The organism is Actibacterium sp. 188UL27-1, assembly GCF_016901225.1.
Classification (GTDB): Bacteria; Pseudomonadota; Alphaproteobacteria; order Rhodobacterales; family Rhodobacteraceae; genus 188UL27-1.
Map to the genome: position 1 here is coordinate 72,812 of NZ_JAFEUL010000019.1, position 10,937 is coordinate 83,748.

The window sequence follows — 10,937 nt, forward strand, 5'->3', positions numbered from 1 at the left end:
TATGATGGGAAAAGGAGCCGCCCATGCTGGCCGCTTATGCGTGTAACCCGGCCGCCTCGCGCGGGCGGCATTGTTTTGAAGAAGAAAGTGCGTTCCGGTCATGCTTTCAGCGGGACCGCGATCGGATCATCCACTCTTCGGCATTTCGGCGGTTGAAACATAAGACACAAGTCTTTGTGGAGCATGAGGGTGATTATTTTCGCACCCGGCTGACCCATTCGATCGAGGTGGCGCAAGTGGCCCGCACCATTGCGGGTGCGTTGGGGCTGAACGGTGAGCTGACCGAGGCCGTGGCGTTGGCCCATGATCTGGGCCATCCGCCGTTTGGCCATACTGGGGAGGATGCGTTGCAGGCACTGATGGCGCCCCATGGTGGGTTTGATCACAATGCCCAGGCCATCAAGATCGTGACCTCTCTGGAGCGCCACTATGCGGCTTTTGACGGGTTGAACCTGACCTGGGAGACGCTGGAAGGGATTGCCAAGCATAACGGCCCGGTGACAGGCGATCTGCCCTTTGCGCTGGCGGATTACGATGCGCGCCACGATCTGGAATTGGGCACCCATGCCAGTGCCGAGGCACAGGTGGCGGCGCTGAGCGATGACATCGCCTATAACAACCATGATCTGATGGATGGATTGCGCGCGGGCTTGTTCACCGATGCGCAGATTGTTGACTTGCCCATCGTTGGTCCGGCCTTTGCGGAGGTGGACGCGTTGTATCCTGCGTTGGATCCCAAACGGCGGCGGCACGAAGCATTGCGCCGGGTCTTTGGTGCGATGGTACGCGATGTGATCGACGCGTCGCGTGCGATATTGGACGCGGCGGCTCCCGTGGATGCGGCGGCTGTGAGAGCGTTGGGCGCCCCGGTGATCCGGTTTTCAGACGCGCTTTGGGCAGATCTGCAGGAGATCCGGGCTTTTTTGTTTTCGCGCATGTACCGGGCCCCGGCGGTGATGGAAAAACGGGGCGAGGTGACGGCGGTGATTGAGGCGCTGTTTCCCTTATACACCGCCAGTCCAGAGCATTTGCCGGCCGAATGGCAACGCGACGTGACAGAGGCGCGGGGGGCCACGGCCCTTGCCCGGATCGTGACCGACTACATTGCCGGTATGACCGACCGGTTCGCGTTAGAAGAGCATGGTCGCCTAGCGGCGTAAGCTGCGCTGGGTCCGCTGGCCACGCACAAGTATCGTGCGCACCCGCTCAAGCCTGACATTGGAAATGAAGTGCCCTACCGAGACTTCGCGTGATGGTTGGGTGCTGACACGCTGGCGTTCAAAGGGCCGGGCAATCCGGAAATCATACACCAGCACGCCATTGGCATCCGGGGCCTCGTCCCGGGTGGTGGGCACCAGTTCCGCATCCCAAAACCCTTGGGTCGGGGGCACGCCTATGGCCGACACCAAGGCGCCTTCCGGCGTCCGATCGATCCGCAATGCGATGACGTCATCCACAAGGATGCGGCGATCCGCGATTTGCTGTTCGGCATCGTCCGGGAGCAGCGTGGTCGGTTGCGCCTGGCTGCGGCCAAACCAGTTGAACGGGTTCAGGCGCGAGTCCCGGACCGTCGCACAGCCTGTGACCAGCATGAGAATGGCCAGCCCGGCCAGCAACGATCTATTCATAACGCTCCCTCGTACTTTGGCTCAGGCGTAGCGGAAAGGGCGGGCGAAGAAAAGAGCGCGCCATGGGGCTGGACGTTTGAGGTACACCGCCATACCTCCTGACCCGAGGAGATCTGCCATGGCCAGCGCTGCGTTTGAGGACATTGTCGAGACATTCGAGTTTCTGGATGACTGGGAAGACCGGTACCGCCATGTCATCGAGTTGGGCAAGGGGATGGACCCCTTGGACGAGGCCTTATGCATCCCAGCGACCAAGGTTGACGGTTGCGCAAGCCAAGTGTGGCTGGTGCCCGAGATCGAGGGGGATGTCTTCACCTTTCGCGGGGAAAGCGACGCCATGATTGTGCGCGGATTGATCGCCATTCTGATCGCGCTTTATTCCGGCCTGACCCTGGCAGAAGCCCGACAGGTCGACGCGCCCTCAGAGCTGAAACGGTTGGGTTTGGACGATCATTTGTCCTCCCAACGCTCGAATGGGTTGCGGGCCATGGTCGACCGTATCGGACTTTTGACCCGCGGGTAAATCCGGAGCCCTAAATCCCGCTCCATCATGTGTCTGAAAATATCCCCGCCGGAGGCATAAAATCTGTTGTCCCGAGATTGGATTTCATGCCTCCGGCGGGGATATTTCCAGACACATGATGTGATAAGTGGGTGTCAGCGGCGGGCGAGTTCGGTTTCAAGATCCCCGTAGCCTGTGAAGCGGCGTTCGAATGGCAGGCTGAGCCGGGTGGCGCAGATCTTAGCTTGATCCGTCAGGGCGGGATCATTGGTTTGAGCCTGGTAGACCAGCTTGGTGTAGTTGCCGAAATACATGTCCCGCAATTCCGGGTGGCGATCGAGGCCAAGCGGATGCCAGACGAAGGCCTCGAACTGCCGGACAAGAAAGTCAGTCAGGTAGAAGGCCGTCATCTCATCGCGGTCAGCAAATGCGGCATTCCCTTCAAAGAAGCTGTAGCAGTGCGGCCCGGCGATCATCTGGATGCCGAGGCTTTCGCACCGTGCCTGCAGCAGTCCACCGGTACCGCAATCAGCATAGACCACAAAGATGGTTTGATACGTGTCACCGTACGTTTCCACGGCCTGTTCTACACGATCGGGGATGTCCTTGGGTGTGTTGTGCAAGAGCGCGGGCAGGCAGTGGAGATCGAGATGGGTCCATCCATTGGCGCGGATCAAGGCCAGGATTTCGTGGGCCAGGGCACCGCAGGCGAGCAGCAGGACTTTTCCGTGCCCTGCCGGAGCCAGCCCTTGGGCGGTGAGCGTGACATCATCCGGGGGCCTGTCCATGGTGGCCTAACGGTCCGCGCTGGGAGGCTTTCTGGCGACGACCCATGTCAGCGCGCGGACGCCCATCCCCAACACGACCAGGAGGGTCAGGCCGCCTGCTGCGGCTTCGACGTTTACGGCTGAGGCCAACCAGATTGTCAGACCGGCGGCCACGATCACGCCAGTGATCAGAGTGAGGAAGGTGGGCAAGGGCATCGACATCTCCAATTCCGCTTCCTCAGGATATATGGTGACGCATCACGTTTTGCACGGCCGACCGCTGCATCATTGCCGTATGGTGCACCGTGAGTGCCGGGAAGGCAGACATGTCGACTCCGTCACCGGCAAACCAGCGGGCCACGGTAAAGAGATAGATGTCGGCGGTTGAAAACGCGTCTCCCAGCACCCACGGGCCGGTCAAAAAGTGGTCCTGCAGCAGCGCCGCATTCGCTGTCATATTCTGTGGGACCTTGGCCGCCATCGCAGTATGGGCTGCCGGATCATTTGCCCAACGGGACCCTCGCAATTTATGCGCGTGGTTCACATGCACGGTCGCCGCAAGTGTCAGATGCAGTTCGTGAACGCGGGCACGTTGGAACGGATCGGCTGGCATCAGGCTGGCGGCTGGATGCGTATCGGCGATGTAGGTCAGGATTGCGGCGGCTTCGGTCAGAACACCATGGGGTGTTTCGAGCGCGGGAACCCGGCCCTTTGGATTGACCGCCAGATAGTCGGGGTGCGTCTGGTCGCCCCTGGTGAAATCGATCCAGTTCAGCGTGTACTCCGCGCCAGCCTCTTCAAGCGCGATATGCGGGGCTACGGCGACCGTGCCCCGCGCAACATGTAGGCGCAGCATGATCTATCCGACAGCCAGTTGGTTATGTTTGCGCATCATGAAATCCTTGGCGGTTTCCACAGCGACCGCGGCATCCCGGCAATAGGCATCCGCTCCGATGGCGCGGCCAAATTCTTCGTTCAAGGGTGCGCCGCCGACGAGCACGATGTAATCGTCGCGCATCCCATCCTCGACCAGCTTGTCGATCACGACTTTCATGTAAGGCATCGTTGTCGTCAGCAAGGCGGACATGCCCAAAATGTCCGCTCCTTCGGACTTCAGCGCGTCAAGGTAGCTTTCAACCGGGTTGTTGATGCCAAGGTCAACCACCTCGAAACCGGCCCCTTCCATCATCATGCTGACGAGGTTCTTGCCGATATCGTGGATATCCCCCTTGACCGTACCGATCACCATCTTGCCCATGCGTGGCGCGCCGGTCTCAGCAAGCAGAGGTTTGAGGATCTTCATCCCCGCCTTCATCGCGTTGGCGGCCAACAGCACCTCTGGCACGAAAAGGATCCCATCGCGGAAATCATTGCCGACAATGGTCATCCCCGCCACGAGCGCCTCCGTCAGAACGCGGTAGGGTTCCCAGCCACGCCCCAGCAGAATGTTGACGCCGTCCTCAATCTCTTCTTTCAGGCCATCATAGAGGTCGTCATGCATTTGCAGGACAAGCTCATCATCCGGCAGTTCGGACAGGATGATATCGTCTTCTTCATCGGACATGTCGCCGTTTCCTCATGCCTGCAGCCATCTGCCGCTTTTCAACATCTTTGCGGACAGACACAGGATCAGACAATGTCAATCGCGACGTTGCCTGTCTTGGTTCCGACCCCGCACACGCAATTGAGGATAACTTGTCCACCTTACCCGAAGATTGCCGGAGGAGCCCAATGCGCGCATTACGGTGTGATGTCGTATCCCTGGCCTGTTCGTCAAACGACGTTTTTTCAAGAAGATCATGAGGTGCGTTGGTCCACGGCCAAATTCAGCGGCCGTGGACCCTGTGGATCAGACCGCGTTGGACTTGCGGCGGATCAGGAACACAGTGCCGCCCAGCATCAGCCACAGGCTGGCGGGGAGGGGCACGGTCGCCGGTGCCGGTGACACGGCGGCCAGGATGCTGTCGGCGACCAGGGCATGGGCCGCGGCGGTCGGGTGGATGTCATCCCAGAACAGGACGCCATCGCAGGGCATCGCGCCCCGGTCGCATGTGCCTGTGACATCGGAGAAACCAAACGTGCCGGGATCGGTCTGGATGCCATCGAAGAGCCCCTGGATATCGACATAGCTCAGATCAAGGCCAGGGCCGCCCGACTGGGCATAGCTGTTAAGGGCCGCGTTGAACGCATCCGATGCCGCGGTCGCGCCGGGCCCTTTGGGTGAGGTCGAGAACCGCGGGATAAGGCCCAGGTCCGGCAGTCCGGCAATGGCAAAGCGGTTCAATCCAAACTCTGAGGCCAGTTGACCAATGCCGGTCTTGATCGCGTCAACGGCGCCGCTGACCGCTGCGATGTCACCGGCTTTGAGCAGATCATTGCCACCCAGCCAGACCACGACCAAGGGATCGTCGCCAAGATCCGGTGGAGCGGCCCGGAACGCCGTCAGTTGATCCTGAAAATCGATCCGATTCGAATCGTTGGCAGCCGTCGCGCCAAGCACGGCATAGTTCGCACCACCGGTGCGGGCCGGATCTGCGCCTAAAACCTCGGCCCAGGTTTTCCCGTTTGTGGCGACTGCGCCTGGCCCGGTATTGCCCTGATCGCTGAGACTATCGCCAAAGACCACCAGGTCTGTCCAAGGCGGATCGATCGGAGCGGCAACCGCCAGTTGCGCCAACGCCGAAAATACGGCGGCAAGGCTGAGAATACGCATGGGATATGTCCCCCTGTTTCCATGAGTAGATAAATGAGAGTGATGCATAAGGTGGTAGTTTAGACAACTATCCCTTTTAAATGTTCCACATTTGTTCTAATGTCTTCCTATGGATGAAAGACACCAGGTGGATCCCCAGCGGCGCAAAGGGCGGGGGGCGATCACGAACCATACCAACCGTTTTGAGCGCAAAAGCCGCGTGGCGGTCCATGACGGATGGGATCTGGACGAGGATCTGCCGCCATTGCGCACAGAGGTTTCGATTGAGCGACCGCGGAGCATGATCAGCCGGAACACCTCCCCTGATTTGTCATTCGACCGCTCGATCAATCCCTACAGGGGGTGCGAGCATGGATGTGTTTATTGCTTTGCGCGGCCCAGCCACGCGTTTCTGGGGCTGTCGCCGGGTTTGGATTTTGAAACCAAGCTGATCGCGCGCCCCGCGGCGCCACAGGTTTTGAAGCGTGAACTGGCGCGCAAAGGGTATCGGCCGCAGCCCATGGCAATCGGCACTAACACTGATCCCTATCAGCCGATTGAGGGGCAATACCGGATCATGCGCGCGATTTTGCGGGTTCTGGCCGATTACTGTCATCCCGTCACCATCGTGACGAAGGGGACCTTGATCGAACGTGATATCGACATTCTGTCAGAGATGGCTGGGGATGGGTTGGTGCGCGTTGGCCTGTCTATCACGACCCTAGACCGGGACCTGTCGCGCCGGATGGAGCCGCGCGTGCCTGACCCAGCGCGACGCTTGCGCGGGATTGAACGGTTGGCTGCGGCGGGGATACCAGTGCGTGTTTCTGTTGCGCCGATTGTGCCTGGATTGACGGATCATGAGATGGAACAGGTTTTGACCGCTGCGCGCAATGCCGGTGCGGTCGCTGCCACCTGGTCTGTCTTGCGTTTGCCGCGGGAGGTGAGCCCCCTTTGGCGCGAGTGGTTGGAGGCGAACTATCCCAACCATTTCAACAAGGTGATGGGCCATATTCGTGCGATGCATGGGGGTGAAGACTACGCTGCCGACTGGGGAAAGAGGATGCGTGGCGCTGGGCCATACGCGGTTTTGCTGGCGCACCGGTTCAAGGTCGCTTGTAAAAAGCTTGGGCTGGTTAAGGATCTGCCGCCATTGCGGTGCGATCTGTTTCAGGTACCGGCAAAGCCGGGAGATCAGCTGACCCTGTTTTAAGTTTCCGTCAGCTTCTGCGACGACGACGGGGCCGGTCTGGTTTGGTTTGTCCGCCACTTTCTGTTCCGTCGGAGAGGGAAGAAAATCCACCAATTGCCGCTTCGACTGCGCCCAAAGTTGGTCGCGGTGCCGGGGGGCGCGTCTCTAACGCGCGGCGCATTTTTTCCAGATGCTCCGGGGTGGTACCACAGCATCCGCCGATGATCCGAGCTCCGGCATCCCGGGCGAGGCAGGCATAGTCCGCCATCAATTCGGGTGTGCCGTCATAGTGGATATGACCGTCGACATATTTCGGGATGCCAGCATTACCTTTGGCGATCAGCGGTGTTTGCGTGCCCACGGCGCTGAGCCCCAGGACAGTGCGCAGCAAGTCCGATGCGCCAACCCCGCAATTTGCTCCGAACGCCACGGGCGGATGGTCGAGGCTGTGTATCACGCCATGTAACGCGGGGGAGGTCGTGCCCATCATCGTGCGGCCTGCCGTGTCAAAGCTCATGGTGACACACCAGGGCATGTCGGCCAGTTTCGCAGCTTCGCCGGCAGCGCGCAGTTCTTCGGGTGCTGATAAGGTCTCGACCCAAAGCACATCGGCGCCGCCCTCCTTGAGCCCTTCGGCTTGCTCATGAAACATATCGACCGCATCCGAATGTGTCAGCGGGCCCATCGGTTCCATGATTTCACCGGTTGGGCCCATGGAGCCTGCAACGACAACCGGGCGATTGGCGCGGTCGGCGACATTGCGACCGATCTCTGCCCCGGCGCGGTTCAATTCGCGAACGCGGTCTTGGGCGTTGTGCAATTTGAGCCGCGCTGCATTGCCCCCGAACGTGTTGGTCAGGAACAGATCACTGCCTGCATCGACCGCGCCGTTGTACAGGGTGTGGATGCGTTCGGGATGATCGATATTCCAAAGTTCCGGCGGATCACCGGCTTGCAGTCCCATATTGAAGAGCGCCGTTCCGGTGGCCCCATCGGCCATGAGCCAGTTTCGGGTGGATAAAAGGCTGCTGAGCAGATCGGTTTGGGATGCGGACATGGGGGCGGCCTCCGGCTATGCGCCCCGCATGTGGCATGGTCGCTGACTATGAAGCAATTTCATATTGGTAATAATGATCATGAGGTAAGCTTGTATTTCAGGCAGCCCGCTTTTCCAATTGTTGTGCTTGATGTGGCGTGATCTCATCCTCCGGCAGCGCGCGATCGGGCAGGGTGCCGGGCCGCGCAATGGCGCGTGTGATATCCCACACCGCGATCAGGAGGCCGGACCAGGTTGGTGCGGCCATGTAGAGTGGTTGATATTTTGGGGCGAAGCAGGTTTTGAACTGGCGCAATCCGTCAGCACGGGATGCGGCGTTGAACATACGTCGAGCCAGGCGGCTAAGCGTGTCGGTCTCGGTCGTTTCGGCCACGGGAAGTGCCGCCAAAGTCAGACGGGGGCAGTCCAAGGCAAGGGCATCTTCGATGGCAGCCCAAATCAGGGCATGCATGGTGCCATCTGGAATGCCCGGCAAGTGACGCATGAGGTCCAATGCCCATTCCTCCTGAATCGAATGGAATGTGGCAAACGCCACAACCCGGCCTTTATGGTAAGCCACGTAGCGACGTTGCCAGGCGACATAGGTCCGGTCATATCGCCCCATGGAGAAGCCGCGCGCCGTTCCATGGGCCTCCTGCCAGGCCCGATCAATAGCGGCGAAAGCCACGGCCTGACGGTTCGACAGGGGGCCACGTTCGGCGCGAATATCGATCCCGGCCTTCATCGACTGGCGGAGTTTGCGACGAAGCTGCCGATATACCGGCGTTTGCAGGTCTATCCCGTCTGGGTCAATCACCGCTTCCTCTGCGATTTTCACGACACGAAAGCCAAGCCCTCTGGCCCGTGCTGCCATCCGGGATGCGCATTTATACACAACCGGTACCCTGCCCGAGTTTTCGCCCGTGGCGCAAAGATCCTTGAGGCTTTGACCGTAGACTGCTTCCGGGCCGAAGGGATCTGTTAGGCCGACCAAGCAGGCGTCGGTTTCGTGCATAAGCCAGCCGCGGCGAGGGCGCGCCGCTTGTAAAACGCCATGGGTGCCCTGATGGATGAGCCCTAGTTCAGCGCGCGGTCCCTGGGCCAGGGCGGCCTGTAGGACCGAGGGCAACACGGTTCCAGGCGCAAAGTGCTCTGGATGATCTTGCTTGGTCCGTGTTTTAGGCCCCGCGGCCAAGGCGATGGCAGCGATGCAAGCCGGGATGAGGTAGTAAACAATTCGAAACGCGACCATTGCGACCACCAATTGCGGTGCCGCCGCTGCGGGCAACAAGCCCAGCATGGTCACTTCGAATGGGCCGAGCCCGGCAGGGGTCGACGCAACCAATCCAGCCGTAAATGCCAACAGGTAGGCAGGCATCAACATTGCAAAATCGATGGGACTGCCAGCGGGCAACAGGCACCAAAAGGCGAGACTTGCCGCTGTCAGATCAATCGCCGCCAATCCAACCAATGTGAGCGATATCGGCAGATTTGGCACTGAGATCCTGAATTTACCCACGGTGAGTTTTGGTTGGTAAAGCGCCACAATACCGTATCCTAACGCCGCGAGCACGATCAGCACGCCTAGAACGCGCCCGTACGGCAACGTAGCGGGAAAAAGCATCAGTGTGATGCCTATGATAACGGTCCAACCAGCGAGAAAGCACAGACTGATCACAGCGGTGAGGGCCAAAGCGCGGGACAGGGAGGTATCTGGAAGCATCCTCCATCGGGCCAGCGTGCCGACGATGATGCCAAACCCCATGCATTGCGACAGAGAAATGCTGACGATGCCCGCGGCCCGCGCGGTGTGCTGGTCGGTACGGCTGTTCATCAAGCGGTGAACCGCGCCGTCATATCGCCCGATGGCCCAATAGCTGACACCGGTTAGACCCACCGCCGCGAACCATTGCCAGACCGACAGGTCATGCAACGCATTTGCGGCGACATGCAGGTCAATATCAGCCAGGCCCTTGATCAGAAGCGGGGCTAACGCGGCCATCACCAGCAATGGCATGACCTGTTTCAGGCACAGTCTTCCCAGATTGGCCCGGATCTGGGACCGTGATTTGGCCGACTGCATTTTTGGTCTCCTCCCCCACACCGGGGAAGGATGTACGCAATAGACCCTACCAAGCCATTAAGTCGGCCGCTCTCTAAATCTCTTCCATCAACTGCGCCTTGGCGACAGCCATCAATTCAACCATTTTGGTTCGGATAGTGGCTTCTTCCGCTTTGTTGCCCAGATCGCCGGACACCTTGCGATAAACATCCTCATCGCCCGCTTCTTCGAAGTCCGACGCGATGACTTCCTTGGCATATGCGGCGGCGGCCTCACCGGTCTTGCCCATCAGGTCTGCGGCCCAAAGCCCCAACAACTTGTTGCGACGTGCCTCGGCCTTGAACTGCATCTCAGCATCATGGGCAAACTTGTTTTCAAAGGCATTTTCGCGTTCTTCGAAGGTCGACATCAACGGTCTCCGTTCAGCAGAGTTTAGGTTGATTGTTACGTAGGGTTTCTGACGCGAAATGGCCAGACGGAACCGAAACGAGGCCGCCGAAAGCCTGTAACATCGAAGGGCCTTTCCAATCAGATGTGTCACGCTGAAGGGGCTTTTTGCATAAATCTTGGTTTGTATGCATTTCCGGTTTCCCGAACGGATTTGTGCCCGGTGCTCTTTGAGGGTGTGCCAAGATCGGTACAGCGGTTGCGCAGTGCGATGCGGATGTGGAGCTTAGCGAGATGCCGGTCAAAATGTATGGTAAGACTTTATCCAAGTCGTTTGGGGCAGTTCATCCACTGACCGGCCGCGCATTGGGAAGCAATGTGCCGAGAGGGGATCAGCAAAACCCAGATGCGCGACCGTGCTTGCCGGTCGCAGGCGGATGCCAAACCATCCTTGTGTGAAAGCAGATCGATCGCGGGCCGCTGCTCCAGCGCGACAGAGGTGGTTCGGTTCGTTTGAACAGTTTGGAGCCGTTTCTTAGTTGGATTTTCCGCTCGTTTATGCCGCCACCGGGATTGGTTTCGACGGGTTGAGATATGCCTGATCGGGGGGTTGCCCGTCCAGCGATGAGTGTGGTCGCCTGCTGTTGTAGAATGCCAGATACAGGCGCAGG

Annotated in this window: 12 protein-coding genes; 3 read left to right on the forward strand and 9 right to left on the reverse strand. The window is 59.5% G+C overall.

Translation table 11 applies throughout. From position 1 onward, the window contains the following. Nucleotides 1–23 precede the first annotated feature (23 nt). Nucleotides 24–1,160, forward strand: coding sequence for a deoxyguanosinetriphosphate triphosphohydrolase (locus IU397_RS19160; protein WP_204416864.1), 1,137 nt, complete (start codon nucleotides 24–26; stop codon nucleotides 1,158–1,160). On the opposite strand, the gene IU397_RS19165 is transcribed toward IU397_RS19160, so the two are convergent. Continuing rightward, entirely contained in the window at nucleotides 1,149–1,628 is a 480-nt protein-coding gene (locus IU397_RS19165) for a hypothetical protein (protein ID WP_204416865.1), read from the reverse strand. The genes IU397_RS19160 and IU397_RS19165 overlap by 12 nt on opposite strands. 118 nt (nucleotides 1,629–1,746) lie before the next feature. Between IU397_RS19165 and IU397_RS19170 the strand changes: the two genes are divergently transcribed. Further along, nucleotides 1,747–2,151: a SufE family protein gene (locus IU397_RS19170; RefSeq protein ID WP_204416866.1), complete on the forward strand. Its 405-nt coding sequence runs from the start codon at nucleotides 1,747–1,749 to the stop codon at nucleotides 2,149–2,151. A gap of 134 nt (nucleotides 2,152–2,285) precedes the next feature. Here IU397_RS19170 and IU397_RS19175 read toward each other — a convergent pair whose 3' ends face one another. The 5 genes from IU397_RS19175 to IU397_RS19195 form a co-directional block, all read right to left on the reverse strand. Then, nucleotides 2,286–2,918, reverse strand: a complete 633-nt coding sequence (locus IU397_RS19175) for a DUF1638 domain-containing protein (protein ID WP_204416867.1) — start codon at nucleotides 2,916–2,918, stop codon at nucleotides 2,286–2,288. Nucleotides 2,919–2,924: 6 nt separating this feature from the next. Continuing rightward, nucleotides 2,925–3,113: a hypothetical protein gene (locus tag IU397_RS19180; protein ID WP_204416868.1), complete on the reverse strand. Its 189-nt coding sequence runs from the start codon at nucleotides 3,111–3,113 to the stop codon at nucleotides 2,925–2,927. Nucleotides 3,114–3,135: 22 nt separating this feature from the next. After that, a complete protein-coding gene (locus tag IU397_RS19185) occupies nucleotides 3,136–3,753 on the reverse strand; it encodes a glutathione S-transferase family protein (protein ID WP_239479923.1) in 618 nt (205 codons plus the stop codon). Nucleotides 3,754–3,756: 3 nt separating this feature from the next. Next, nucleotides 3,757–4,461, reverse strand: coding sequence for a B12-binding domain-containing protein (locus tag IU397_RS19190; protein ID WP_204416869.1), 705 nt, complete (start codon nucleotides 4,459–4,461; stop codon nucleotides 3,757–3,759). Between the two features lie 285 nt (nucleotides 4,462–4,746). Continuing rightward, on the reverse strand, nucleotides 4,747–5,610 hold the full coding sequence (locus tag IU397_RS19195) for an SGNH/GDSL hydrolase family protein (protein ID WP_204416871.1): 864 nt from the start codon (nucleotides 5,608–5,610) through the stop codon (nucleotides 4,747–4,749). A gap of 109 nt (nucleotides 5,611–5,719) precedes the next feature. Between IU397_RS19195 and IU397_RS19200 the strand changes: the two genes are divergently transcribed. Then, complete coding sequence (locus tag IU397_RS19200; protein WP_204416872.1) at nucleotides 5,720–6,802, forward strand: PA0069 family radical SAM protein; 1,083 nt, start codon at nucleotides 5,720–5,722, stop codon at nucleotides 6,800–6,802. 7 nt (nucleotides 6,803–6,809) lie between these two features. Here IU397_RS19200 and bmt read toward each other — a convergent pair whose 3' ends face one another. The 3 genes from bmt to IU397_RS19215 all read right to left on the reverse strand — a co-directional run bounded on the left by bmt (nucleotide 6,810) and on the right by IU397_RS19215 (nucleotide 10,288). After that, nucleotides 6,810–7,838, reverse strand: coding sequence for a betaine--homocysteine S-methyltransferase (gene bmt, locus IU397_RS19205; RefSeq protein ID WP_204416873.1), 1,029 nt, complete (start codon nucleotides 7,836–7,838; stop codon nucleotides 6,810–6,812). Between the two features lie 97 nt (nucleotides 7,839–7,935). Further along, entirely contained in the window at nucleotides 7,936–9,900 is a 1,965-nt protein-coding gene (locus IU397_RS19210) for a phosphatidylglycerol lysyltransferase domain-containing protein (RefSeq protein ID WP_204416874.1), read from the reverse strand. A gap of 73 nt (nucleotides 9,901–9,973) precedes the next feature. After that, nucleotides 9,974–10,288 (reverse strand): DUF1476 domain-containing protein, encoded by a 315-nt coding sequence (locus IU397_RS19215; protein ID WP_204416875.1) that lies wholly within the window; start codon nucleotides 10,286–10,288, stop codon nucleotides 9,974–9,976. Nucleotides 10,289–10,937: the final 649 nt, after the last annotated feature.

What these genes read in the sequence shown, in the direction of transcription:
- IU397_RS19160 (WP_204416864.1), top strand. Translation starts at nt 24, where the DNA reads ATGCTGGCCGCTTATGCGTGTAACCCGGCCGCCTCGCGCGGGCGGCAT.
- IU397_RS19165 (WP_204416865.1), bottom strand. Translation starts at nt 1,628, where the DNA reads ATGAATAGATCGTTGCTGGCCGGGCTGGCCATTCTCATGCTGGTCACA.
- IU397_RS19170 (WP_204416866.1), top strand. Translation starts at nt 1,747, where the DNA reads ATGGCCAGCGCTGCGTTTGAGGACATTGTCGAGACATTCGAGTTTCTG.
- IU397_RS19175 (WP_204416867.1), bottom strand. Translation starts at nt 2,918, where the DNA reads ATGGACAGGCCCCCGGATGATGTCACGCTCACCGCCCAAGGGCTGGCT.
- IU397_RS19180 (WP_204416868.1), bottom strand. Translation starts at nt 3,113, where the DNA reads ATGCCCTTGCCCACCTTCCTCACTCTGATCACTGGCGTGATCGTGGCC.
- IU397_RS19185 (WP_239479923.1), bottom strand. Translation starts at nt 3,753, where the DNA reads ATGCTGCGCCTACATGTTGCGCGGGGCACGGTCGCCGTAGCCCCGCAT.
- IU397_RS19190 (WP_204416869.1), bottom strand. Translation starts at nt 4,461, where the DNA reads ATGTCCGATGAAGAAGACGATATCATCCTGTCCGAACTGCCGGATGAT.
- IU397_RS19195 (WP_204416871.1), bottom strand. Translation starts at nt 5,610, where the DNA reads ATGCGTATTCTCAGCCTTGCCGCCGTATTTTCGGCGTTGGCGCAACTG.
- IU397_RS19200 (WP_204416872.1), top strand. Translation starts at nt 5,720, where the DNA reads ATGGATGAAAGACACCAGGTGGATCCCCAGCGGCGCAAAGGGCGGGGG.
- bmt (WP_204416873.1), bottom strand. Translation starts at nt 7,838, where the DNA reads ATGTCCGCATCCCAAACCGATCTGCTCAGCAGCCTTTTATCCACCCGA.
- IU397_RS19210 (WP_204416874.1), bottom strand. Translation starts at nt 9,900, where the DNA reads ATGCAGTCGGCCAAATCACGGTCCCAGATCCGGGCCAATCTGGGAAGA.
- IU397_RS19215 (WP_204416875.1), bottom strand. Translation starts at nt 10,288, where the DNA reads ATGTCGACCTTCGAAGAACGCGAAAATGCCTTTGAAAACAAGTTTGCC.